This is a genomic window from Stenotrophomonas nitritireducens, assembly GCF_050984405.1.
GTDB classification, from domain to species: Bacteria; Pseudomonadota; Gammaproteobacteria; order Xanthomonadales; family Xanthomonadaceae; genus Stenotrophomonas; species Stenotrophomonas nitritireducens_B.
This window is the reverse complement of sequence record NZ_CP158790.1, coordinates 3,583,663-3,605,669: the sequence shown is the minus strand read 5'-3', so window position 1 is coordinate 3,605,669 and position 22,007 is coordinate 3,583,663. Positions and strand designations below refer to the sequence as shown.

Genomic DNA, 22,007 nt, shown 5'->3' with positions numbered 1-22,007 from the left:
GAGGATGATCACCGAGGTGCATTTCATTCGCACGAAGGGCAGGTCGGGGTGGCGAAGACCTTCGAGAATCCGGATTTGCCTAGGCTGTGAGGTCGGGTTTGAGTTGCTTGCACTCGCTCTTTCTTTGGGGAAGCCGATGCCGAAGCCGAGGGGCAAAGCTGGCGGCATGGCAGCGCGAGGAATGGGACTCAAGCGGCCCTCCAAGAACTGCCCCTTTCGGTCAGATGTTCCGCGCTATCTGCATCCACAGCGCTACCAACAGATCGCAAGGAGCTGGTGGAGCATGGTGGCAACTTCCGTTGTCACGAGACGGTCCACTTCGACGAGAGCGCCGAGTACGGGAGCGATGTCTGGCTGCAGACGCAAGGGCGGCCCAATCAGCTGATGCAGATCATGGAGAGGTTGGGAGTCTTTGATCCGGCTCGGCTTGACCAGTTGGCTCCGGTGTACCGTACTCGCGGAAGCAAGAGCGCTTGCCCCTTGATGCCTGCATGCCTCTGCTAAAATTGCAGTCGCGTACGACGCTGGTTCGTTTGCCCGATCAGCCTCCAAGACGTCCCAGGCAAGCTTGGACATGGTGTGGGGGAATCTGTGGGGGATTTCGTGAGAGGCCGAAAAGAAGTTATTTCAAATCAGATGGTCGCGCCCTGCTTCCGCGAGCAGGTGCAGAACCTGGAGTAGGTCCGCCGGCCGCGGCGGGTTTGGCCGCCAGCGTCTTGTCAGCGGGCGCTGGCAGTTATTGGGACAGGGCGTTGGCGATCACTGCGCGCGTCCGTTCTTGTAGAACGTGCGGTCCGTCTCGCGTGCGCCGCTGCCGTCGGGCAGGCTGGCCATGCGGCGCACCGGGCCCTGCAGGAAGCCGCCCACCAGTTCGCCTTCGCGCCATTGGCGCATGCCGTCGTCCAGGCTCAGCATTTCGACCAGGCGACCGGTGCCGCCCGGCGCCAGGTCGGCGCCGCGCTCGTCCAGGCAGCGCAGGTAGCGGTCACGGCCGTCGCGGTCTTCGATGCTCTCGGTATTGAGCGCACCATTGGGCCAGTAGCGCAGCCAGCGCTTGCCGCCGGCGTGCGGCGCGATGCGCAGTTGCGGCGAGCCGCCGGGGTAGAAGTGTTCGCTGCACAGCTCCTGGCCATGCCAGTACAGCGATGCGCTTTCGCGCTGGCCGTTGGCGAGGAAAGTCTCGTGCAGCCCGTGGTGGCCCAGGCCCAGCGCCAGCCGGTCGTTGCGCACGGCCTGGAGGGCGCCGCTCATGAAGTTTTCGCCGGTCGTCCAGCTGCTGCTGGCCTGGCTGGGGTAGTGGATCCAGTGGCGGCTGCGCTCGTCGCCGAAGCCGGCCGTCTCGCACTGCAGCAGCGTGCGGTCGGGCGAGAGCCAGACCACGTCGCAGCCGCCGTCTTCGTTCTCGAAGACATTGGGGCCCAGGGGAAAGCCGTCCACGAAACGCAGGCGGTGGGCACCGTCCGCGAGCGCCACGTGCTCGACGCCGCGGCCGCGCAGGCCGGGCACGGGCGCCAGGGCGAAGTAGCGCTGCGGGTCGCGCACGATGTCTTCCTCCAGCCGCTGGCGGAGGGCGTGGTGCAGGGCGAAAAAGGCTGTGGCGATGGCTACCATGCGCTCCTCGTGCGGGGCCAGCAGGTCGTCGTCATCCTCGTCTTCCTCTTCCTCTTCCTCTTCCTCTTCCTCTTCGTCGTCTTCGTCTTCTGCGCGGTACGCATCCGCCACCGCGTTCCAGATCGCGTGCGCCTCTTCGATCAGCGGCAGCGCGGGTGCGTAGACCGGATTGGCCGCGATGATGCCGGGCATGGCCGCCGCATCGTCCAGGTGCGCGGCCACGTTGGCGAAGTATTGGTCCACGCCGCCATTGGAGACCTGCGCGTCGAACAGGTCGAAGTAATAGACCGCGCGCACCAGCGGCGCGAAGCCGTCCGGCCCGGATGCGTGCAGCGCATCGACGATGGCGCGGCTGAAGTACGGGGCAGAGCGGAGCAGCGCGGGCCAGTCGATAGGGGGAAGCAGTGCCGGGTTCATCCCATGTCCTTGTGCTGTTTCAGGAAGGTCCTGCAGACCTCGGGCCGGTTCAACAACCGGGCCGACCGGTCCTCCATCGCCTCGGTGTCATCGGCGTCGGGGGCGGTGATGAACAGTACCGCGCTGTGCGGTCCCTGCCGGTACCGGCCGAAGAGGCCTTCGCCGTCCAGCTGCCCCAGCGCCTCGGTCATGGCCTGGTGCACCTGCGCCTTGAAGGCGGCCAATGCAGTCGCATCGCTGGAGGCCGCCGCGCGGGCCGCGTGCAGTTGGCGGCTGATGGGCTGGAACGGCTCCCACGCCCAGGCTTCGTAGGCCCATTCCGGGCTGGCCCACTGGTAGTACGCACGCTCCTGCCGGCCGGGCTTTTCCAGCGTTGCCAGAGTGGCCTGGTATTGCTCCAGCGAATTGGCGGCGGGTGCGACGGTGGTGCAGTCCTCGTCGGTGTAGAGGGCAAAGGCGTAGAAGGCCTCGTCGCCATGCTGGGCGAGGAGGGTGGAGAACGATTGCCGCGCGGCGGCGGTGATGTCGTTCGTCAGGGCGGGCCAGTCCATGCTCTTCCTTCTTGCGGGCTGCGGTATGGATGGTCGCCAGCGCCTTCTGGAAGGCGCTGGGGGCCATCTGGGTTCATGTCACCTGCACGAAGAAAAGACCGCTGCGGTCGATGCCTTCGGCGGCCTGCGCGGGCAGATACAGATAGCCCACGCCGTCGGCCAGGAAGAACAGGCCGCGCAGCGGCTTGGGCAGGTCGCCGCCGTCGATCTGCCACGCGAAGGCCAGGCCGCCGAGGTCCAGGTCTTCGTTCTGCAACCAGTCCGGCGCGCCGCCGATGAAGGACAGCGCATCGCCGCCGCCAGTCCGTGCGTGGAGGCCGTGCGCGGGCAGTTCCAGCGCGCCGTGCACCAGCGTACCGGCCGCGTGCACCAGCACCTGCGTGGTGCCGCTGCGCAGCAGCGCCAGCTCGGCCGGGTCGCCGTCATAAGTGATGGCGTCGAGGTAATACGTTCCCGGCGCGTAGGTGGTGAAGACCGAGGCGACGCGGCCCGCGCCGATGGCGATGCCCGCATGCTCGGTCAGGAAGGCGGCGGGCAGCGAGGCGGCCAGCACCAGCGGCTGGCTGGCCCGAGGGGCCGTGCGGCCACGGCGCCACGCCGCCGATCAGCGCGCCGCCGCCCAGGCGGGGGGGCCGAGGGATGGGGGGTGTCAGGGATGATGGCGAGGGGTGTCGGCATGGTCTTGTCGCGCGGGTGCTGGCCGCGTGCGTGGTGGAGATACGAGGGCTTCGCCGGGCTGGTCTTCACCCAGGTCCCAGGCATGGATGCTGCCCGTCGCCGCATCGACCTGGTAGTAGCCGACCAGGTTGCTGCCCGCTGGCGGCAGGCCGTCGCCGCGCCAGCGCAGCGCGATCACGAAGCGCGCGGCAGCGTGCGGCTGGTGTTCGCAGACGTAAGTGCCGTTCCTGCCGGGGCCGGCCAGTTGCCGTGCCTGGGCCGCTTTGACCAGCCGCTGGCAGGCGCGATCCGCATCGATGGGCAGGTCGGCAGGTGCTGCCAGGCCTGGCCAGGCGACTGCCGCGAGCACGATCCCGCGCAGCTTCATGCGCGTGCGCCCTGCCCGCTCCGTGATGCCGTGGCCGCCCCCAGCGCCTGGGTGCTGGGGGCGGCATGCAGCCACAGTTCCCACCAGGCGTCGCCATCGCCCGTGCCGAGGTGTTCGTACAGTGCGAGCCAGCCGTCCGGCGTGCGCCATCGGCCATGGAGCGTGCGCCAGTAGCGGCGATGGCCGATGCGATGGCAGCGTCGATCTGCTCGGGCGGGTTCGTGCAGCAGCACTTCGAAGCGGGTGGCGGTCAGAAGGGGCATGCACTTCTCTTTGTTAATAGCTGCTTTGCGCTTGCTGGATGGGTGCTGGAGCCTGTTTTGATTCATATCCAGCCCTCCAGCGCGGCGATGGCGCTGGTTTTCTGCAGGAAGCGCGCGTGCTGCAGGGCGTTGCTGCCGCCTGCCACCAGCCCGTCCAGCCGCGCGCCGCTGGCGTGGATGTGGCGCAGCAGCGCGGCGTCGTCCTGTTCCACCGCATGGCACAAGGCGATGCGCAGGGCGTAGGGGTGCGCGGGCAGCGTGCCGGCTTGCAGCAGGGCGCGCCAGTCGATGAGCGCGCGCCGGTAGTGTGCGAGCAGGGCGTCGGCCAGCGGCGCGGGCAGGCCGTTGCCGCGGCAGGTGTCCAAGTAGGCCAGCAGCTCCGAGCCGGCTCGGTAGCCGTCGCCGGGGGCCAGCGGGTCGTCGTGCAGCGCCAGGCGGGCGAAGGCGGCGGGCAGGCTGGGGGCGAAGGTGGTCACTGCGTCTTCGGTGAGCGCGGGGGCCCAGGCGGGCGGCAGGCCCATCTTCCAGGCCAGCACGCCGCCGTCGTCGGGCGCGCCGGGCGAGGTCACGGCGTAGATGCGGTCGCAGTATTCGAAGCCGCCGATGGGCAGATAGGCCAGCTTGCCGTTCCACTCCTCGCCCGCGTCCTCGGCGGCCTCCCAGGCTTGTTCTTGCTCGTTTTCGATCCAGCCTTGCAGGTCGCGGTAGAAGCGGCTGCCGTCGTAGAACAGCTCGCACCAGGCCACGGCCTCGATGCGTGGGCCTTCGCTGGTGTCCACTTCCAGGCTCAGGTGGTAGTCCAGCCGCCCGCCGGCGGTCTGCCGCCACAGCGCCAGCAGCGCGGGCGGCAGCGGCCCGGCGCAATGGGCCTGCACGGCGGCGATGGCGTCTTCGGCCATGGGCGGCTGGGCGTCGAAGATGACCCGCCCGGCGAACAGCGCGATGCCGTGGGCGCGCAGTGTGCGGATGTCGGCTTCGGAAAATCCGTGCGGCGCGGTCATGGCGGCTGGGCTCATAGGGGGGCGCCGTGTTCCCGGCGCACCTGCGCCAGCGCGGCTTCTTCGGCGGCCGTGTCGGCGTCCACCTCGGTCACCAGCAGGCGGATGCCGGGGGCGTCGGCGAACACGCCTGCGTGCTCCAGGCGGGCGAGCAGGTGGCGCAGGGTGTCCAGAAAGCCCTCCGGGTAGCCGGCGTGCCGCGCACGCTCGGCTTCGTAGCGTGCGCGCACGGGTTCGTAGCGCGCGCGCCAGAGCGCGGCGCTGGCGGGCAGCTCGGCCTCGGCGCATTCGTGTTCCCAGTCGGGCGGCTCAAGGGCAGCGCGCGCCGGGTCGCGGGCCAGGCTGATGTGCACGTCGCCCCACGCCGCACTGCAATTGAAGGCGAAGCCGGCGGGCGCGCCGGGCCAAGTGCGGCGCGTCTCGGCCAGCGTGTGCAGGGTGAGTTCGTGCAGCAGCGCTTCGAAGCCGGTGGCGGCCAGGAAGGCGCTCCACGGGCTCGCCGGCGGGGAAAGGGCGGGTGTCATCTGCTTCTCTTTTGATAGCTGCTTGCGCCTGATGGGCGGGCGCTACAGGGTGTTTTTATGTGAAGCCCGTGGGTTCGACAGGCGCCGCAGCAGCCCGCCCACTGCCATGCCCGCGGCGCTGGCGGCCAGCAGCACCCAGCCGGCCACGGTCCGCAGCCAGAAGGAACTGCCGATCTCGGCCTGCGTGGGGTCGGCCGCGCTGTAGCGCACGGTGATGGATTCGCCCACCTCATGGATGGCCTGCCCCTGGCGCACCAGCGCATCCGTCACCTGGAAGCTGCGCCCGTCGTGGGTGGTGAACTCGACGATGCTGCGTGCGCCCGGGCCGCGCTTGAGCTGCACGTTCTGCTGCCCCACCACACGGCCTTGCGCCGTGCGCAGGTCGCTGCCGCCGCCCAGGCCGAACACCATCCAGGCAGCGCCCAGGGCCGTCAGCAGGCTGGTCAGGAACACGAACATGCCGAGCAGGCCAAGGAAGCGGCGAAAAGGAGAGGCTGGAGAGGTCATCGCAGCACCAGCGGTTCTTCGGCGCCGCTGCCGGCCGTCCAGGCCAGGTGGCACAACGGCATGTGCCAGGTCTGCACCACGGGGCTGGTGGCGGCGCCTTTCACGTGCACGTACAGCGGGCCGAGCGTTTGCGCCATGGCGTCGTGCCAATCCTGCGAGGCCGTCGCCCGCACCGCGTTGCGCGCCACGAGGTCGCCCTGCACGTACAGCAGTTCTTCGCGCAGGTGGAGGCTGTCGCAGTGCAGGTCGCCCAGCACGATCAGGCCGTCCACGCCATGCAGGTCGATCCCGCCCATCGAAAGGTTGCCATCGACGACGACCAGACCATGGCGCTGGCGGTCCCAGGGCTCGCCGAAGGCCACGCCGCGGTGCAGCAGGTCGAGGTCGCCCGCGCAGGCGGTGTCGCCGTCGAAGACGAGCACGGCATCGTCCTCGTCCAGCCGGTCGCCGATGAGGTCGTCGAACTGGTCGCCCAGCAGGCGGTCGATGGCGAAGTCCTCCACGGCCTGCACGAGCGGAAGGGTACGGTGGTGGGCGGGGATCATGAAGGCTCCTGAGATACACAACGGGGGCGCAATGTCAGTCTTCGCCGTTTACTGGATCGGCAACAGCTTGTCGGGCTCCTGCCCGCGTGCGCGCATGCGCTCGCGCTCCTCGTCGCGCGAAGGCGGCGGCCAGGCCACGCCCATGCCGACGATGCGGTCGCGGACCTGCAGCATGCGGCGCTGCGCGGGCGAGCCGCTTTGCTGGCGCCCGATCTGGAACTGCAACTGGCCCGCGAAAGACACGCCGTTGATGTTGACGAAGTGCGGGCTGGCGCCCCGGTCGAGCAGGAACATCACGTGGTCGAGCTGCATGCTTTGCAGCGCGTCCATCAGCGCGGTGTTGCCCAGGCTGTCCTTTCGGTCGATGCTGGCGCCGCGCTCCAGCAGCAGCGCAAGCGTGGCGGCGGAGCCCTCGCTGGCGGCATCAAGCAGGATGGGTGAACTGCCGAGCACGGTGTCCGGACTGACGCCGGCGTCGAGCAGGGCCTGTACGTACAGTGGGCTTGGGGCGCGCAGCGCCACGCCGAGCACGCTGCCGAAGTCGGGCACCTCCTGCGCCGGGTCGGCACCCGCGCGTACCAGCGCGGTGATGATCTGGAGCTGCCGGGGTTTCTCGCCCATGGCGCTTTGCAGCGCGAAGAACAGCAGCGTCATGTCCTGCGCGCCGGGGCGGTTCAGCCCCTCGCGGCCGAGGCGGCGCGCCAGCGGATCGATGTCGGCGAGGGCGCCCTGGCGAATGGCCTGTGCCAACGCCAACTGGTCGCCGGTGAAATAGGTGTGCGGCGACGACACCTTGGCGTGGCCGCAGCCAGCGGCCAGGGATTGCAGGGCCAGCACCAGGGAATACAGCAGGGCGCGCAGGCGCATGGTGGACTCTCTGTGTCAGTGAAGGTATGGCGGGCCAGTCAGCGGGTTCGTATTGCCTTGCTGCACCGCTCCGCTCGCGGTTTTGAGAATGTCCAGCGTGCCGGGCAAGCCCGCCATCTTCGCCTGGTAGTGCTCCAGCGAATTCCAGCATGGCGCCAGCGTGCCCTCGAGCGGATGCCGGAGCCGGCCGGCATGCAGCGCGAACGGCATGTGGCGATTGCCAGGAGGCCGCTGGATGGCCCGGGGAGCGTCGTCGTCAATCCGGGGCATGGCCGATCCCGCTCCCGCATGGTCGCCAGCCGCGCTCGCTCGCTTCCGGCCGCCATCCGGCTGGAAGGACATGGCGTCGGCTTGGGCGATGGGCAGGGATCCACGTCAGCCGGCCAGCATGCCGATCAGCGCGGCGACCAGCAACGCGGAGACGCCGACCACAAGCCAGATGGGTAGAGGGCCCTTGTTCGGCGCGGCCGCCATGCGCTCCTGGGTCGGGCCGGACAACTCCTTCATTATTTCGACGGCACGGTTCCAGTCGCGCTCATGCAGTACGTACACCCTGCCTGCGCTGCCGATCGGACCGGCGATGCTGGACAGGGAGGTGGTCTCGGCATCGGAGCAAAAGGTTTCGATGTCTTCGCCAGCCAGGGCGATACGCAGCGAATGAATGAACGCAAGGCTGCTGGATGAGCAGAGGAGTTTCATGTGATCCCGACGGCGAACGCCGCGATGGCCCCGGCAAGGGGGAATGGGGGGGAGTGGGCGCTGGTTGGAGAAAGTCGCATGCTACGCCGTTGATGCCATGGCGTCGTCGATCCAGTCGACGTAGCAGCCAAGGCGGACGCCCAGGCTGGTCTGGCCGTAAACCCCCGGCCGGAACGTGGCGGGGTTGCCGTCGACGCGTTTCCAGGAGGTCAGCCCCGCCAGTTCCCAATGGCCGTCGACGTTGACCAGCATCGGCCCGCCGCTGTCGCCATTGCCGGCCATGCCCTCTAGTGGCAGCGCCGCGGGCGGTGCGTCGAATACGTATTCCAGCCAGCGGCCTTCCGCGCGGGTGATGGTGTTGAAGGCATGACGCAGCTCGGTGCGGTTGGGGCCTTGCGGATCGTGACCGCGCACGCCGGTCCCGGTGGCGCCCTTGCCGACGATCCGCACGACTTTTCCCATGGGGCTGCCGGCATGGATCGCGATGGGTTGGACCCCATCGACGGGGTCGGCGAGTTGCAGCAGGGCGATGTCGTCGGAGGCTGCGACATCGTCCATCAGCCGGGTCGCATCCCCCGAGGCCAGCGCGGCGTCGACGAGTTTCTGCGGCAGCTTCCGGTAACCGGGATGGATGACCACGCGCTGTACCCGCCTCGGCACCCCCGCGATGGACACTTCGCCGAGCGCTGGTTGCCAGGCGATGGCGTGCGCGGCGGTGAGCACCCAGCGTGGGGAGATCAACACGCCGTGGCCCTCGCCCGGCAGGTCGGCGAGCGCAGGCAGCGCGGACGCCGGTATCCGGTAGCGCGCATCGTCGACGTCGTCGCGAATGACGATGGCACCGGCCACGGACGGCACCGCCAACAGCAGCGCAAGGGCAGGGCGCAGCAGCGGCATTCCCCGGCTCATGCTTCCACCGGCGGCAGCCCGCGCCGGGCCAGGCCTGCGTTGTACAGGAGATGCCGGTATGCATTGGGGCAGGCGTGACCTTCGGTCGTGCCCCAGATGTCCTCGTATTCGTCCGCGACCGTCAAACCGGCACCGATCAGCGCGGCGCGCACCCTGGCGAAGTCGTCCTCGTCGCAGGAGATCGCCAGATAGTTGCCGATGCCGTCGGCGACCAGCGCGTACTGGCCTTCGCTGTCCAGCCGCACCACCGGTGCCGTCGCCGGGGGCGTATTGGCCAGCCCCCGCCACAGGCCGACGAAGCCCTCGTTGTCCTGGCCGAACCAGGAGATCAGCACGTTGGTCGCGCACATCGCCTCGACGTTGGCCATGATGTGGGGGTCGGCGCGGTCCTTCTCGGTCAGGTAATGGAAGTTGGAAGGCTCCGTCCAGTTCGGATCGTCGACGAGTTCCAGCCCGAGCGGAGCGACCACTTCGTGCAGGCGGGCAAACTGGTCGCGCAGGCGGTCGAGATCGGCGGTCAGCATGGAGAGTACGTCCTGGCGGGTTCCTTGGCTTGAACGGAATTTAATGGGGACGGCGCTCACCGCAACGCGCATCGGGCGGGCCTGAGCGGATCGGGCGTAGCCGGGCAGGCGTATATGCCCTCGTGCAGTGTCATGGCGGTTCAGCGCTGGATGAAGTCAGGGCTGTTCTTGGGCTCGTGCCCAGCGGTTTGCACGCTGCAGTAGCGGGTCAGGGGGCGATGCCTGGATCGACGGACTGGTTGCGCTGCACGATAGGTCCGCGGGCGCCGAACGGCGACCCTCGACCCGAGGCGTACGTCAGGCCATGCGCGAGCGGACTTGGCGTCTCTCGCGCGCATAGCCGCCCGGCGAGCGGCCCACGTAGCGGCTGAACGCGGTGCTGAAGGTACTTGCCGACGAATAACCCACACGCTCGGCGACCTTCTCGATCACCAGATCCTGCCGATCGAGAATGTCCTTCGCGATCGCCATCCTCCAAGCAAGCAGGTACTCCATTGGCGACATGCCGACCGCACGGGTGAAGCGTTGGAAATAGGCCGACCGCGACAACGCCGCGACTCTGGCCAGTTGCTCCACCGTCCACGCGCGAGCCGGATCGCGGTGCAGCTCACGGATCGACAGGGCGAGGCGCTCGTCCGCGAGGCCACGCAGCAGGCCGGCTGGCGCGGCATCGCCCGGCGCCGCGCGCAAGGCTTCGATGAGCACGATTTCGACCAGCCGGGCCAGGATCAGGTCGCGCCCCGGCTTCGATTGCATGGCTTCCTCGCGCACGAGACGGACCAGCACCCCCAACCGGTCCTCGCCGCGGACATGGATGATCGGCGGGAGCAGCGTCACCAGCAGCGCCGTGTCGGGCGAATCGAAGACGAAATAGCCGCCCAGCATGCGCACGTCGGGTTCCCCCTCAAGCGCGCCATGCCGAACTTCATGGCCCTGGTCGGCGATGGTGGCAGGATCGACATACTGCGGCCGGGCGGGCTCGAACCCCGACAAGACGAATCCTGGCGTCGCGGGCAGGAACACGAAATCACCTGCCTCCAGCCGCAGCGGATCCGCGCCATCGACCTGCAGCAGGCACGCACCGTCGGTCACCACGCAGAAGCCCGGGTGTCCGAACGGCGCGTAGCGGACGCTCCAATGTCCTGCGCCGCAAATGCTCTTGCCCATGACCTTGTTGGGTCGGAGCAGGGTGATCAGCTCAGCCAGTGGATCGATCATGTCAGGACTTTGGCGAATGTTTTCTGGACTTTACATGGTCGAAAGTGCTTTGTCGCAGGCCTATCGTGGTTGCACCCACCCTCACGGAGTTCCCGCAATGAAGACCGTTCTGATCACTGGCAGTTCTTCCGGCTACGGGCTCGAAACCGCCCGCTATTTCCACGACCGTGGCTGGAATGTCGTCGCCACCATGCGCCGGCCGGGTCCCGGCATCCTGCCCGCGTCTGAGCGCATCAAGCTGGTCGCGCTGGATGTCACCGACGCCGGCAGCATTGCGCGCGCCATTGCCGCGGCCGGCCCGATCGACGTGCTGGTCAACAACGCGGGCATCGGCGTCGTCGGTGCCTTCGAGGCCACGTCGATGCAAACGGTGCGCGAGGTGTTCGACACCAACACCTTCGGCACGATGGCGATGGTGCAGGCGGTGATTCCGCAGATGCGCGAACGTCGCGCGGGCACGATCGTCAATGTCACCTCGAGCGTTACCCTGGCCAGCATGCCCCTTGCCGCCGCCTACACCGGCAGCAAGGCCGCGGTCGAAGGCTTCACCGGGTCGCTGGCGCACGAACTTGGCGCATTCGATATCCGGGTCAAACTGGTCGAACCCGGCTATGGCCCGACCACGCGCTTCGCCGAGAACGGGGCCGAACGCATGAGCGGCCTCATCCCGGACGTCTATGGGGACTTCGCTCGTCCGATATTCGAAGCATTTTCCCGCCCGCAGGCCACGACACAGCCGCAAGACGTGGCCGAGGCCGTCTGGCAGGCCGTACACGGCGCGTCCGGCCAGCTCCATTTTCCGGCCGGCGCCGATGCCGTCGCATTGGCGGGGCCGCGGTGAACTCCGCGGCACGACTTGCCCGGTCCGCAAGGCGGCCATGGCATTCCGTGCCGGCTATCGGCTTGCTCCTGGCTGCAGCGCTTGCGGCTGCCTCGGGGGCACTGCCTGCGAAGCCCAGACAGACGGCGTGATCGGGCTCCGCCAACTGGATGCCAGGCCGCCTGGCTTCCGACACGCTCAGTACATTGCCGTCAGGATCATCGAACCAGGCGATCTTCGCCATGCCATCAGGGACGGGCCAGATGCCGTTCCCGTCCTGCACCATGCCGTCACGGACGGTGGAGGTGACGCCCTTGTCGCGTAGCGCCTGTACTGCTCCGCGGATGTCGCACATGTTCCAGCCGACCTTGAAATCAGGCATCACGGTGAGGCGGATTACGCGTTGTCCATGCCGGTAAGGTCGTCGAACGGATCGGGGCTGCGCAGCGTCAGTCCCCGTTGATCGCAATAGAAGCCCAGTGCGCGTTCCCGGTCGGCGGCGTAAGGAAAGCTCGCCGGTCCGGTCGACCTGAGATCGCGGTTTCCATTCCCTGCGGCGGTGATCGGCCGTGTTTCCAGGGGGGGATGTCTGTTGCAGGATCAGGTCCGGCGCCTGCTTCAACCAGTGCCGCGCTTGATCTTCTGCGGTGCGATGCCGGCGATGATGACCTGGGGACCCTGCAGCGCGGTCGGGATGTGGGGGAAGGGGCAGGCATCCCCGGGGTTCGATGCCGGGCATCTTCTTGAAAATTTCTGCACGCGGGGTGTGAGATTGCACGCCCCGGTGCGAATCATGGTTCCAGGAGGCGCGAAGACCGTGCCGGGGAACCCATGGATACCATCGCCGCCATCATGCCCACCATGACCGCGAACGACGCCCAAGATGCCTTCGGCAAGCTGCTGCAGCGGCATTCCGGGATCGTATACAAGGTCGTCAACAGCTATGCGCGCGGCGCCGACGAACGCGCCGAGCTGGCGCAGGAGATCGCCGCGCAGCTCTGGCACGCCTGGCCGAAGTATGACCCGACACGCAGCTTCAGCACCTGGATGTACCGGATCGCGCTGAACGTGGCGATCAGCCACTTGCGCAGCATGGAACTGCGGCGGCGGCACGACGCGGTGCCGCTGGACGACGCCCTGCATGACGTGGCCGACGGTAGCGCCGCCGACCCCGAACAGGAACAACGCCTGCGCCTGCTGCAGGGCTTCATCGCCCGCCAGCCTCAGCTGGACCGCGCCTTGCTCCTGCTCTACCTCGAGGAGCGACCGCAACGTGAGATCGCCGAGATCCTCGGCATCACCGAAAGCAACGTCTCCACCAAGATCGGACGCCTGAAACAGCGCATCCGCGACGAATTCTGAAAAGAAGCGACATGGACACCCCGATGGAACTCGACGACTTCAAATCCGCCTGGCAATCGCTCGACCGCCGGTTGCAGCTGGAGGGCGCGCTGAAGCTTCACGAACTGCGCGAGCGCAGGCTGAACAGAGCGCGTGGCAGCCTGTATCCGCTGTTCTGGGGCCAGGTCGCGCAGATTCTGTCCGGCATCCCCTTCATCCTGCTCGCTTCGCTGCTGTGGATGAGCCAGCCGGCGCATGCATCCTCGATCGTCGCCGGCATCCTGGTACACGCCTATGGCGTGGTCCTGATCGTCGCTGCAGGCCTGGTGCTCGGTGCGCTGCGCAAGGTGGATTACGCCGCACCGGTGCTGGATATCCAGAAAAAGCTGTTGCGCGTGCGCATGCTGTACATCCGCAGCGGCATGGTCGCGGGCCTGCCGTGGTGGTTCCTCTGGATCTCGATACTGCAGGTGCTGGCCGGACTGGGCGACGTGGACCTTTTGACCAAGGCGCCGTCGTTGGTTTGGATCGGCTACGGCATCGGCGCCGTCGGCCTGCTCGTCACCTGGTGGTTCCATCGCTGGGCGCGCCGCCCGGAACGTGCCGGGTTGGGCAGGAGGATGGACGACAGCCTGAGCGGGGGCAGCCTGCGCAAGGCGCTGGCGCAACTGGACGAACTGCAGCGCTTCGAGCGCGACTGAGCGCTCGCTTTCCCTGGGCCGGCAGTGCCGGCCTGCATCCACGAATCGTGCTTGGCTGCAAACTTTTTGCCTGCGGTGCGGCCCCATGCATCCCGAAACATCGGAGACTTTCCATGCAACCGTCGATTGTCCCCCCGTCCCGCGAACGCCTGCACGGACTGGATGCGGTGCGCGGCATCGCGCTGCTGCTGGGCGTGATCGTGCATGCCAGCATGTCCTGGTTGCCCGGCGCGCAGTACTTCTGGCTCACCCACGACACTTCGCCCAGTGATTTCGCCGGGCTGGTGTTCTACGTGCCGCACATGTTCCGCATGCTGTTGTTCTTCCTGCTCGCAGGCTTCTTCGCGCGGATGGCCTGCGAAAGGCGCGGCGCCAAGGGGTTCATCCGCGACCGGGCGCGCCGCATCGGCATGCCCCTGCTGGTCGGTTGGGGACCGATGCTGGCGACGATCCTCGCGGTCGGCGCATGGGCCGCGTGGCTGGCCAACAACGGCCAGTTGCCGCCTCCGCCGGAAACGCCGCCGCTGTCGCCCAGCCATTTCCCGCTCACCCACCTGTGGTTCCTGTACGTGCTGCTGCTCTGCTACCTCGCGGCGCTGGCGCTGCGCGCGATGCCTGGTCGCAGCGATGCCGTGCGGCGCATGGTCGATGCGGGGGTGCGCATGCTGGCCTCGCCGATCGGTCCGCTGCTGCTGGCGTTGCCGCTGGGTGCCGCCTTGTGCGCGCATGCGCAGTGGTACGCCTGGTTCGGCATCCCGACGCCCGACCAGTCGCTGTATCCCAACCTGGCCGCGAGCATCGCGTTCGGCAGCGCTTTCGGCTTGGGTTGGCTGCTGCAGCGGCAACCGGTCTTGTTGCAGAACTGGGCCATGCGCTGGCCGCTGCATCTGGCGATCGCGCTGCTGGCTACCGCCGGCTGCCTGTGGCATGCCGGGCTCGCGCCGCGACTGGTGCCGGCGGCGCAGGACATCGCGACCCTTGCCTATGCCGTGTCCTATGCCATCGCCGGCTGGAGTTGGACCTTCGCCCTGGTCGGCCTGGGTCTGCGCTTCCTGTCCGCGCACAGCCCGTGGCGCCGCTATCTGGCCGACGCCTCGTACTGGATCTACCTGGCCCACCTGCCGCTGGTGATGGCGCTGCAGGTCGCGATGTCGCGCGTGCGATGGCCGTGGTACGTGGAATTCGCATCGGTTCTGCTGGCGGCGATCGTGGTGCTGCTGGTCAGCTACGACCTGCTGGTGCGCAACACCGCCATCGGTGCCTGGCTCAACGGGCGGCGCAAGCCGCGCGGGTTGGAACGCCGCTGAAGTCCTGCCGGAAGTTGGCGTGACTTCACCAGAATGGGGCCGGTTGGGCGGGTTCCAGATTTTTCTTGACGCATGAAGGTGGCAGCTCGGGGGCTGCCTTCCACCAGGAAAACAGGTTCTGCATGCTCTTCGACATCGAAACCGAACGTCGCGCCATGGCGTTGTTTCGCCGCCTTCTGGAAATCGAACCTGCCAGCGATGCGGTGCTCGAATCTGAACTTGCGCGTAGCGACGTCAATGTGGCCGCGCGCGTGCGTGCCATGCTGAATGGCCATCGAAGCGCGACGTCGCGCTTCGAACGCAGCTGGCAGGCCGGAGAGGCGGGCCAGCTGCCGGCAAGACTTGGGGCTTACACCCTGACACGCGAGCTGGGGCGCGGCGGCATGGGGGTGGTGATGCTGGGCGAACGATATATCGCCGGGATCGCACGGCGCGTAGCGGTCAAGCTGATCCGGCCTTGCCAGTTCGATCCCGAGCGGCGTGCACGCTTTGCACTGGAGCGTGAGCTCTTGGCACGCCTGCGCCACCCGCACATTGTGCAACTGCTCGACCGCGGCGAAGGTCCGGATGGCGAGCCGTGGTATGCGATGGAGCTGGTCGAGGGTTTGGCGCTATCGGCGCATTGCGACAGGCGGGGGCTCGAACTGCGCGAGCGCATCGGCCTTCTGGTTGATCTGTGCGAGGCGGTCGGCCACGCGCACCGACACTCCATCCTGCATCGTGACATCAAGCCATCGAACGTGCTGGTTACCACCGATGGGCAAGTCAAGTTGATCGACTTTGGCATCGCCGGGACAGCCGAAGCGGGAGGCGGTGGCCCGGTCCACGATCTGCTGCCGATGACACCGCGCTACGCCCCGCCGGAACACTTGCAGGGAAAACGCCCGACCACCGCCAGCGATCTGTGGCAGCTGGGCGCGGTTGCGTTCGAAGTGCTGGTTGGACGACCGTTTCGCGGTGATGGCGCTGGCGAATCTTCCGTGCCGAAGGTCCGTGCGCGCGCTGTAGATGCGGCCGTCGCCATGCACGGACTGGCACCTGCCAGGTTCCCTCCGGCCCCGCCTGGCGATGTCGAGGCGATCGTGGCCAAGGCACTGCATCCGGAGCCTGAAGCGCGCTATGCCAGCGCCGCGGAGATGGCTGCCGACCTGCGTGCCTGGCGGATCGCGCAGCCGGTGGCGGCATGGCACGGCGAACGCGGCTGCATGTTGCCAAGGCAATGACAGTGGCCTCGCTCGCGCCCGCGGACGCAGCGCTGTACGCCGAGATATACCAACAGCTCAGGCTGCGCGCGCATGTGCTGCGTCGTGGGCGGTATGGCGACACGCTCGATACCACGGCGCTGGTCCACGAATCGTTCATCAAGCTGGTCGAGGCGAGGGCGTGCGTGCATGATCGTGCGCACCTGTTCCGACTCGCTGCGCTGGCAATGCGGCAGATATTCATCGACCACCTGCGCGAGCGGCAGGCCGACAAGCGTGGTGGCCGCCTGCAACGAGTCGAGCTGACCAGCTTGGCCCTGCCGGAGGACGATCCTGCGCTGGGCCTTGCGGTAGTCGCGCAGGCGCTGGACCAGTTGCGTGCAGTCGACGAACGCATGGCCGATGTGTTCTCGCTGCGGGTGTTCGGCGGACTCGGATTCGAGGAAATTGGCGTCCTGCTCGGTACCTCGCGCCCGACCGCGCAACGCGATTTCCAGTCCGCGCGCGCATGGCTGCTCAGCGTGATGAGTGATCCGGGTGAACCTGCGCCGGTTCCGCTCCCGTGAATCGCCAGCTGGCGCCCGGTTGGTCGCTCGGGTCCGGGACGATCAGGGCGTGCGCCTGATTTCCACCAGTCGATGCGGCATCGGGTTTCGTTCGACTCTCTGCTATGCGGGATTGCGCGCCCCGGTGCGAATCATGGGTACGTTGGTTTCTGGAGTGCACCCGTCACGGCATTGAGGTAACTGCCAGAGCCAAGCCATATGACCTCCACGGATGCCGGGACGATTCACTTCCCGGGCGTAGTGAATCTCACCGCCAACCCAACCCTCACCCGCCAGGGGACTGCTTGAAAGACCTTGTACTTGCCTTCGCGCTGCTGACAATCGCGGTCCCTTCGCCCCTAGGAATCACTGCGTCCGTTCACCCTCTTGCGAAGGCGCCCGGGAGTCAGCGGCACCACGCCGAGGCGCTGCTGATCCGGCTTCGCGCGCAGTACGAACTGCCAGCCCTCGCAGCGGTCGTCGTGCGTGCAGACACCACGCTCGATCTGGCGGTGACTGGTCTCAGGCGGCAAGGGGGCGGGAAAGAGGTCGATCAGGCCGACCGTTTCCATCTGGGTTCCATGGGGAAGGCGATTACCGCCACCGTGATCGCCCGACTGGTCGAGGAGGGAAAGCTTTCGTGGACGACACGGCCCGTCGACGTATTCCCGGAACTTGCAGAGACCATCCATTCTGGCTATCGGGACGTCACCATCGAGCAACTGCTGCGGCACCAGGCAGGCACGCCGCCGTACGATTCGGCCGCAGAAATAAGAGGAGCGGAGACCCGGGCGGGCTCCGGCTCTCCGCGCGACCAGCGTCGCGCGTTCAGTATCTGGCTCCTGCAGCAACGGGTGCACGTCATGCCGGGAACGCGGCCGGAGTACTCGAACGCAGGGTATCCCGTTGCCGCTGCCATGGCCGAAGCTGCCGCCGGAGAGGCGTGGGAGTCGCTGGTCGAGAGCCGGCTGTCCAGGCCCTTGGGGATCAACCTGACGCACGGCCTGCCTGCACGCGGCGACAGCCAGCAACCGTGGGGACATAAACCGAAGTCCGCATTCTTGGGCATGGCGACATACCGGAACGTTGTCGAGCCGCAGGCGCCCGGAGACGGCTGGGCGCTCGGCGTCATCTTCGGGGCGGCTGGCGATTACTCGCTCTCGCTCGCGGATTACGCGAAGTTCCTGCAGCTCCATCTTGCCGGGCTCGCCGGTCGTGACGGGTTGCTCAAGGCCTCTTCCATAAAGCGCCTGCATGCCGGGCCCGGCGAGTATGCGATGGGATGGTTCCTGCGCGGGTTCGGCGGAACGGCAGCGCACTGGCACACCGGCAGCACGGAGACGTTCTTCTCCCGCGTGGTCATGCTGCCTGAGCGGGATGTTGCAGTCGCGGTCTTGACGAACACGGGAAGTGATAACGCAGCCAAGGCCTCCCGCGAGGCGACGATGGAGCTGCTGAAGGTCTATGGTCAGCCCGCCGTGCGGTGACGCGGCAAGGCGGACAGGGACAGCGCTATGGCACGTGCTTCACGGCTCTTCGTGGGCGTCCCAGTCGATGAACGCGTCGTGGTCATGGAAGTAGCGCACGGCGCGCAACAGGTCGGCATCGCTGGGCGATTCGAGCTGGTCGCAGGTGTTGGCGATGGCGTCCTGGATGTCTTCGGCGCTGAGGGTGCAGACCCATCCAGCGGCTTCGAAGCGTGCGCGCAGGGCGGTTTCGTCCTCGGGCGCCAGGTCGATGTCGGCCTCATGGAAGAAACCGGTGGTTTCCATCGTCCAGTTGCCTGGCTCCAGGTACAGCCAGCCCGCATGCGCATCGGGTTGGCGCAGGATGCTGCGCAGGGTCAGCAGCGGCGGGAGGTGATCTTGAGGGCGGCGCATGGCGACAGTATGAGCTGGCTTGTCCGGCCGTGCATGTTCCGCCGCTCGGACTTTGCCCCTACTTGCGCTGGGGCGTTGGCATGGGCCAGCTGAAGTCCGTGCTCGACGAAAGGGGAGTCCCCTTGGTCCTGCGCATTCATCTGGACGGTGTCATTTCGTCCCGCGGTGTTGAAGGCTCATCGGGCCGGAATTCCACCGTGGCGCCCAGCGCCTGCAATCGCACCTGCATGTCGCGCAGTTGCGCAAGGCAGCCCTCGGCAACGGCGATGTCGCCTTGTTCGGCCAGCGCCAGCGCCTCTTGTGGCGACAGGTCCTGCACCCGCTTGAGGTGCTGCACGATCTTCATCTTCTGCGGGCCGATGGCGGTGATGACCAGGGTGCCACGCTGCCAGTCCGCGGGGCTGGCGGGCAGGACTGTCGGCGTGGGCGGTTCCACGTGTCGCTGCTGGCGCGTCTGGAACACCTCGCGCCAGAGCGCGCTCGTCAGGCCGACTTCGGCCTCGATCCAGCGCAACGCCGCCGCATCGTCATCGCCCATGCGCTGCAGTGCTGCCAGCATCTCGCCCAAATGCCGCAGGCTGGGCGCGGCCTGCTCGGCATCCCAGCGGCCCGCACCGTTCGGCGCGTAGTAGACGGGAAAGTTCTGCGCGGCTTCGCCAAGGTCGATGAAGAACGGATCGTCGAAGCCGTTGAGCGCAACCACATGCCAGCCCGGCTGCCATTCCCCCGGCGTGGCCGCGACCAGGCTCTCACCCGTGATGCCGTGTACTCGAAAGCCGCTTTGCCAGCGCTCCCATTCCTCGGTCGTGGGGTAGTGGAAGGGCAGCGCCATGTCACCCACGACGGTGGCGGCTTCGATGAACTGGCGCACGGCATCGGGCAGGGTGGGCATGGGGTTTCCTAGCTGGAATTGCGCAAATACTATGCGCTGGCCACCTCATGGCCTGCACGTCGCCGTTCGCGCTGATGGACGGACGCGGGAGCCGTTCTACCTTGAATTGCCCTGAAGCCGCCGGGCATCGGCCAGTGCGGCGTCCGCCTCGGGCAGCGCGCCCGAGTGGCCGCAGGCATCGACGTAGTACGCGCCGTCGCGCCCCTGGCGGATGAACAGCAGGTAGCGCTGGCCGGGCGCCATGGGGAAGCGGCCGGAGGTGTTCTCCGAGCGCAGCACCAGCGTGGGCGCGGCCATTCCGCGCAGGCGCTCGACCACCTCGATGGTATAGAGCGTGGCGCTGATGCCGGCCGGATCTTCGGGAGCGTCCTGCACGTCGCGCGCCGACTGCAGGCGGGCGATGGCCACGGTGGTCTGCGCGAACTCATCGGCCAGGGAGGGGCGGCTGGACAGGCAGGCGCCGGGCCCGGGTGAGGCCAGCGCCAGGATGTCAGGCACCAGCGCGGCGGGAAAGATGCGGTCGACGGCGGCCGTCCCCTCCGCGCGGATCTGCTGCGCTGCGATGAAGTGCGTGACCTCGACGGTCCCGCCGTCGAGGTCGGCCAGCCGCGCCGCGCCTTCGCGCGGAGGTTGCAGGGGGTCATCGCCCAGGATGCGGACCCAGGCGTAGTACTTGGGCCAAGCGATGCCGGACTGTGTGGGCGCATTGCGCAACAGGCTGAATTCGATGCGTCCGGCAGGACCAAAATGCGCGCGCAGACCGCGTTGCAGCCGTGCTTCGAAGGGCTGCGCGAGGTTGGTGGTCTGCGCGGCGCCAGGAAGGGGAAGGAGCAAGGATGTCAGAGCCATCAGCACCAGCGTAGCGATGCGGAAGGTGCGGAAGGTGCGGAAGCGCTTCATCGTTGTCTGCATCCTCATGGGCTTCCCTTCCAAAACAGTTGCGCTCGCCGTGCGGGTAGTGTGGCCGCTTTGTACCGGAATCCTCGAAGGCCGAGGCCATCGGCCTGTCGGTAACAGGCACGTTCCGTCCCGGCACTGGCGGGGCAGGCACGGCTCGCGCACGCCAGCGCATGAGGGTCATGGACCCAGCTCCCACGCGCGGCGCAGCGTTTCCACCGCTTCCAGGCAGGTGCGCGGTTCGCCGCCGACCTGCTGTTTCCACAGCGCCGCGGCCTGCGCGCGCTGGTGGTCGTGCACCAGCCAGCGGATGCGTTCGCGCGCCTCCACCGGCAGGGCCTGCCATTGCCGCAGCGCCAGTGGCCGCGGTTCGCCGGAGCGCCCGCCTGGATCGCGTGCCAGCAGCTCGGGCGCGAGCGCGTGCAGGCGCTGCGTATCGGACGTGGCCAAGGTGCCGCAGGCCAGGTGCGGCGTGGCGGCGTCGGGCAGGTCCCAGCCCAGGCCCAGCGCGGGATAGTCCAGCAGCTGCGCGATGTTGTGGATGGCCAGGATCTGCGCCGAGCGCACCACGCCGGTCAGGTCGTGCACGTCGACGCCGGCGTCGAGCAGGCGCTGCAGCGCCTCGGCGTCGATGATCGGGAAGCCGTCGGCAGCCAATTCACGCCAGCGCGTCGTCCAGCGCGGCGTTGGCTGCGCCTCGTCGACCACGTCGCTCCACAGGCCATGCAGCAGCAGTTCGTGCACGAAACCGCGCAGGTCTCCGTCGCGCAGCGCCTGCCGCGCGCGCTCGGCGTCGTCGGGAGCCAGGCCGATGGACTGCAGTTGCTCGCGATCGATCACAGGTCACCTCCGGTGGCGGAAAGATGCTGGCACAGGCGGGCGTGCAGCGCCTGGCGGTCGTCCCAGCCGGGATGCCCGCGCACCAGCCAGGCCATGGGCGCGGCCGGCGTCGCGGACCGTGCGCGCGCCGGTGGCGGCGATGGCCGACGCGATGGCGGCGTCGACCTGCGCCGGGGTAGGCGGCAGGTCCAGCACGAAGTCCAGCGTGAGCGGCGTGTCGGTCCAGGCGGTGAGGCCCGCGGCGGAAAAGACCAGCGTGCCGGCCAGCTGCACGGGCATGCCCTGTGCGTCCGGCGTGCCGAAGGCCAGCGCGGTCACGTCCAGCGGCACATGCCGGTGCTGCAGGTAGAGGCTGCCGTCGATGTAGCCTGGCTGCGGATTGACCGGGAAACGGTGGCAGCTGCCGGCCTGGCGTCGCGGGTCGCGCAGGTCCAGCGCGATGCCGTCCAGGCGGATGCAGGTATCCACCTGTCGTTCCTCCAGCAGGAACGGGCGCAGGGCGATGGTGAGCGCCGCCAGCCCTGCCGGCCCGCTGCAGGGCTGGCAATGGGCGCCGGTCGCCGCCAGCAGGTGATGGGGGAATCCGCTCATTCGCTGTCCTTGTCCATGCAGCCGGTTCGTCGCGATGCCCGGCGGCGCCGGGGGGAAGAATGACGGAAAACGGGGCTGGTCGGCGACAGCTTGCCGCGGGGAACGCGGCCTGCTATCCAGTCGGTTCCCTCATTCCCCGGTGCGGCCATGCGCGGGAAGAACGCCGATCCAGCCCAACGACGCAGGTTCCTGGCGGCCGCCACGGGCTGCGCCGCACTCGGCCTGTTGCCGGCGACGGCGCTGCGCGCTGCCGGGATGGGAGGCGACGACCGCCCATGGATTCCCTCCGATGCGTTCCTGGCGGGCTTGCCGG

At 68.0% G+C, this 22,007-nt stretch carries 27 protein-coding genes; 7 read left to right on the top strand and 20 right to left on the bottom strand.

The genetic code is table 11. From position 1 onward, the window contains the following. Positions 1-759: 759 nt before the first annotated feature. From ABTV91_RS16130 to ABTV91_RS16060, 15 genes are all read right to left on the bottom strand, one after another. A complete protein-coding gene (locus tag ABTV91_RS16130; protein ID WP_433852327.1) occupies positions 760-2,028 on the bottom strand; it encodes a DMP19 family protein in 1,269 nt (422 codons plus the stop codon). Beyond that, a complete protein-coding gene (locus ABTV91_RS16125) occupies positions 2,025-2,579 on the bottom strand; it encodes a DUF4303 domain-containing protein (RefSeq protein ID WP_433852326.1) in 555 nt (184 codons plus the stop codon). Before ABTV91_RS16125 ends, ABTV91_RS16130 begins: the two co-directional genes overlap by 4 nt. Positions 2,580-2,652: 73 nt before the next feature. Then, positions 2,653-3,132 carry a hypothetical protein gene (locus tag ABTV91_RS16120; RefSeq protein WP_433852325.1) on the bottom strand — a complete coding sequence of 160 codons (480 nt, stop codon included), beginning with the start codon at positions 3,130-3,132 and terminating at the stop codon, positions 2,653-2,655. A 96-nt stretch (positions 3,133-3,228) separates the two neighbouring features. Beyond that, on the bottom strand, positions 3,229-3,624 hold the full coding sequence (locus tag ABTV91_RS16115; protein WP_433852324.1) for a hypothetical protein: 396 nt from the start codon (positions 3,622-3,624) through the stop codon (positions 3,229-3,231). Next, positions 3,621-3,887 (bottom strand): hypothetical protein, encoded by a 267-nt coding sequence (locus tag ABTV91_RS16110; protein ID WP_433852323.1) that lies wholly within the window; start codon positions 3,885-3,887, stop codon positions 3,621-3,623. Before ABTV91_RS16110 ends, ABTV91_RS16115 begins: the two co-directional genes overlap by 4 nt. 62 nt (positions 3,888-3,949) lie before the next feature. Then, positions 3,950-4,888: a hypothetical protein gene (locus tag ABTV91_RS16105; RefSeq protein ID WP_433852322.1), complete on the bottom strand. Its 939-nt coding sequence runs from the start codon at positions 4,886-4,888 to the stop codon at positions 3,950-3,952. A gap of 11 nt (positions 4,889-4,899) precedes the next feature. Next, complete coding sequence (locus tag ABTV91_RS16100) at positions 4,900-5,409, bottom strand: hypothetical protein (protein ID WP_433852321.1); 510 nt, start codon at positions 5,407-5,409, stop codon at positions 4,900-4,902. A 42-nt stretch (positions 5,410-5,451) separates the two neighbouring features. Then, positions 5,452-5,916 (bottom strand): DUF3592 domain-containing protein, encoded by a 465-nt coding sequence (locus tag ABTV91_RS16095; RefSeq protein ID WP_433852320.1) that lies wholly within the window; start codon positions 5,914-5,916, stop codon positions 5,452-5,454. Next, a complete protein-coding gene (locus ABTV91_RS16090) occupies positions 5,913-6,461 on the bottom strand; it encodes a hypothetical protein (RefSeq protein WP_433852319.1) in 549 nt (182 codons plus the stop codon). The genes ABTV91_RS16095 and ABTV91_RS16090 overlap by 4 nt, the downstream gene beginning before the upstream one ends. A 48-nt stretch (positions 6,462-6,509) precedes the next feature. Beyond that, on the bottom strand, positions 6,510-7,328 hold the full coding sequence (locus ABTV91_RS16085) for an ankyrin repeat domain-containing protein (protein WP_433852318.1): 819 nt from the start codon (positions 7,326-7,328) through the stop codon (positions 6,510-6,512). A gap of 15 nt (positions 7,329-7,343) precedes the next feature. Further along, complete coding sequence (locus ABTV91_RS16080) at positions 7,344-7,538, bottom strand: hypothetical protein (protein ID WP_433852317.1); 195 nt, start codon at positions 7,536-7,538, stop codon at positions 7,344-7,346. 165 nt (positions 7,539-7,703) lie between these two features. Continuing rightward, positions 7,704-8,027: a putative signal transducing protein gene (locus ABTV91_RS16075; RefSeq protein WP_433852316.1), complete on the bottom strand. Its 324-nt coding sequence runs from the start codon at positions 8,025-8,027 to the stop codon at positions 7,704-7,706. A gap of 81 nt (positions 8,028-8,108) precedes the next feature. Then, complete coding sequence (locus ABTV91_RS16070) at positions 8,109-8,924, bottom strand: S1 family peptidase (protein ID WP_433852315.1); 816 nt, start codon at positions 8,922-8,924, stop codon at positions 8,109-8,111. A gap of 8 nt (positions 8,925-8,932) precedes the next feature. Further along, entirely contained in the window at positions 8,933-9,460 is a 528-nt protein-coding gene (locus ABTV91_RS16065; protein WP_433852314.1) for a hypothetical protein, read from the bottom strand. Between the two features lie 297 nt (positions 9,461-9,757). Beyond that, a complete protein-coding gene (locus ABTV91_RS16060; RefSeq protein ID WP_433852313.1) occupies positions 9,758-10,678 on the bottom strand; it encodes an AraC family transcriptional regulator in 921 nt (306 codons plus the stop codon). Positions 10,679-10,775: 97 nt separating this feature from the next. On the opposite strand from ABTV91_RS16060, the gene ABTV91_RS16055 reads away from it, so the two are divergent. The 7 genes from ABTV91_RS16055 to ABTV91_RS16025 all read left to right on the top strand — a co-directional run bounded on the left by ABTV91_RS16055 (position 10,776) and on the right by ABTV91_RS16025 (position 18,081). Continuing rightward, a complete protein-coding gene (locus ABTV91_RS16055) occupies positions 10,776-11,519 on the top strand; it encodes an SDR family oxidoreductase (RefSeq protein ID WP_433852312.1) in 744 nt (247 codons plus the stop codon). An 810-nt stretch (positions 11,520-12,329) separates the two neighbouring features. After that, positions 12,330-12,860, top strand: coding sequence for an RNA polymerase sigma factor (locus tag ABTV91_RS16050; RefSeq protein ID WP_433852311.1), 531 nt, complete (start codon positions 12,330-12,332; stop codon positions 12,858-12,860). A 23-nt stretch (positions 12,861-12,883) separates the two neighbouring features. After that, positions 12,884-13,540: a serine/threonine protein kinase gene (locus ABTV91_RS16045; RefSeq protein ID WP_433852310.1), complete on the top strand. Its 657-nt coding sequence runs from the start codon at positions 12,884-12,886 to the stop codon at positions 13,538-13,540. Positions 13,541-13,653: 113 nt separating this feature from the next. Then, positions 13,654-14,847, top strand: a complete 1,194-nt coding sequence (locus ABTV91_RS16040; protein WP_433852309.1) for an acyltransferase family protein — start codon at positions 13,654-13,656, stop codon at positions 14,845-14,847. A gap of 122 nt (positions 14,848-14,969) precedes the next feature. Then, a complete protein-coding gene (locus tag ABTV91_RS16035; RefSeq protein WP_433852308.1) occupies positions 14,970-16,070 on the top strand; it encodes a serine/threonine-protein kinase in 1,101 nt (366 codons plus the stop codon). 2 nt (positions 16,071-16,072) lie between these two features. After that, positions 16,073-16,615 carry an ECF-type sigma factor gene (locus ABTV91_RS16030; RefSeq protein ID WP_433852307.1) on the top strand — a complete coding sequence of 181 codons (543 nt, stop codon included), beginning with the start codon at positions 16,073-16,075 and terminating at the stop codon, positions 16,613-16,615. A gap of 284 nt (positions 16,616-16,899) precedes the next feature. Further along, complete coding sequence (locus tag ABTV91_RS16025) at positions 16,900-18,081, top strand: serine hydrolase domain-containing protein (RefSeq protein ID WP_433852306.1); 1,182 nt, start codon at positions 16,900-16,902, stop codon at positions 18,079-18,081. A gap of 39 nt (positions 18,082-18,120) precedes the next feature. Here the strand turns inward: ABTV91_RS16025 and ABTV91_RS16020 are convergent, their stop codons facing one another. The 5 genes from ABTV91_RS16020 to ABTV91_RS16000 all read right to left on the bottom strand — a co-directional run bounded on the left by ABTV91_RS16020 (position 18,121) and on the right by ABTV91_RS16000 (position 21,694). Beyond that, positions 18,121-18,474: a DUF7716 domain-containing protein gene (locus tag ABTV91_RS16020; protein WP_433852305.1), complete on the bottom strand. Its 354-nt coding sequence runs from the start codon at positions 18,472-18,474 to the stop codon at positions 18,121-18,123. A 136-nt stretch (positions 18,475-18,610) separates the two neighbouring features. Then, positions 18,611-19,366 (bottom strand): hypothetical protein, encoded by a 756-nt coding sequence (locus tag ABTV91_RS16015; protein WP_433852304.1) that lies wholly within the window; start codon positions 19,364-19,366, stop codon positions 18,611-18,613. Positions 19,367-19,462: 96 nt separating this feature from the next. Continuing rightward, positions 19,463-20,266, bottom strand: a complete 804-nt coding sequence (locus ABTV91_RS16010; protein WP_433852303.1) for a hypothetical protein — start codon at positions 20,264-20,266, stop codon at positions 19,463-19,465. A 177-nt stretch (positions 20,267-20,443) separates the two neighbouring features. Next, positions 20,444-21,103 (bottom strand): hypothetical protein, encoded by a 660-nt coding sequence (locus ABTV91_RS16005; protein WP_433852302.1) that lies wholly within the window; start codon positions 21,101-21,103, stop codon positions 20,444-20,446. A gap of 3 nt (positions 21,104-21,106) precedes the next feature. Beyond that, on the bottom strand, positions 21,107-21,694 hold the full coding sequence (locus ABTV91_RS16000) for a hypothetical protein (RefSeq protein ID WP_433852301.1): 588 nt from the start codon (positions 21,692-21,694) through the stop codon (positions 21,107-21,109). Positions 21,695-22,007: the final 313 nt, after the last annotated feature.

Coding starts and splice junctions, on each gene's coding strand:
- ABTV91_RS16130 (WP_433852327.1), bottom strand. CDS start 2,028: ATGAACCCGGCACTGCTTCCCCCTATCGACTGGCCCGCGCTGCTCCGC.
- ABTV91_RS16125 (WP_433852326.1), bottom strand. CDS start 2,579: ATGGACTGGCCCGCCCTGACGAACGACATCACCGCCGCCGCGCGGCAA.
- ABTV91_RS16115 (WP_433852324.1), bottom strand. CDS start 3,624: ATGAAGCTGCGCGGGATCGTGCTCGCGGCAGTCGCCTGGCCAGGCCTG.
- ABTV91_RS16110 (WP_433852323.1), bottom strand. CDS start 3,887: ATGCCCCTTCTGACCGCCACCCGCTTCGAAGTGCTGCTGCACGAACCC.
- ABTV91_RS16105 (WP_433852322.1), bottom strand. CDS start 4,888: ATGACCGCGCCGCACGGATTTTCCGAAGCCGACATCCGCACACTGCGC.
- ABTV91_RS16100 (WP_433852321.1), bottom strand. CDS start 5,409: ATGACACCCGCCCTTTCCCCGCCGGCGAGCCCGTGGAGCGCCTTCCTG.
- ABTV91_RS16095 (WP_433852320.1), bottom strand. CDS start 5,916: ATGACCTCTCCAGCCTCTCCTTTTCGCCGCTTCCTTGGCCTGCTCGGC.
- ABTV91_RS16090 (WP_433852319.1), bottom strand. CDS start 6,461: ATGATCCCCGCCCACCACCGTACCCTTCCGCTCGTGCAGGCCGTGGAG.
- ABTV91_RS16085 (WP_433852318.1), bottom strand. CDS start 7,328: ATGCGCCTGCGCGCCCTGCTGTATTCCCTGGTGCTGGCCCTGCAATCC.
- ABTV91_RS16080 (WP_433852317.1), bottom strand. CDS start 7,538: ATGCCGTTCGCGCTGCATGCCGGCCGGCTCCGGCATCCGCTCGAGGGC.
- ABTV91_RS16075 (WP_433852316.1), bottom strand. CDS start 8,027: ATGAAACTCCTCTGCTCATCCAGCAGCCTTGCGTTCATTCATTCGCTG.
- ABTV91_RS16070 (WP_433852315.1), bottom strand. CDS start 8,924: ATGCCGCTGCTGCGCCCTGCCCTTGCGCTGCTGTTGGCGGTGCCGTCC.
- ABTV91_RS16065 (WP_433852314.1), bottom strand. CDS start 9,460: ATGCTGACCGCCGATCTCGACCGCCTGCGCGACCAGTTTGCCCGCCTG.
- ABTV91_RS16060 (WP_433852313.1), bottom strand. CDS start 10,678: ATGATCGATCCACTGGCTGAGCTGATCACCCTGCTCCGACCCAACAAG.
- ABTV91_RS16055 (WP_433852312.1), top strand. CDS start 10,776: ATGAAGACCGTTCTGATCACTGGCAGTTCTTCCGGCTACGGGCTCGAA.
- ABTV91_RS16050 (WP_433852311.1), top strand. CDS start 12,330: ATGGATACCATCGCCGCCATCATGCCCACCATGACCGCGAACGACGCC.
- ABTV91_RS16045 (WP_433852310.1), top strand. CDS start 12,884: ATGGAACTCGACGACTTCAAATCCGCCTGGCAATCGCTCGACCGCCGG.
- ABTV91_RS16040 (WP_433852309.1), top strand. CDS start 13,654: ATGCAACCGTCGATTGTCCCCCCGTCCCGCGAACGCCTGCACGGACTG.
- ABTV91_RS16035 (WP_433852308.1), top strand. CDS start 14,970: ATGCTCTTCGACATCGAAACCGAACGTCGCGCCATGGCGTTGTTTCGC.
- ABTV91_RS16020 (WP_433852305.1), bottom strand. CDS start 18,474: ATGCGCCGCCCTCAAGATCACCTCCCGCCGCTGCTGACCCTGCGCAGC.
- ABTV91_RS16015 (WP_433852304.1), bottom strand. CDS start 19,366: ATGCCCACCCTGCCCGATGCCGTGCGCCAGTTCATCGAAGCCGCCACC.
- ABTV91_RS16010 (WP_433852303.1), bottom strand. CDS start 20,266: ATGAAGCGCTTCCGCACCTTCCGCACCTTCCGCATCGCTACGCTGGTG.
- ABTV91_RS16000 (WP_433852301.1), bottom strand. CDS start 21,694: ATGAGCGGATTCCCCCATCACCTGCTGGCGGCGACCGGCGCCCATTGC.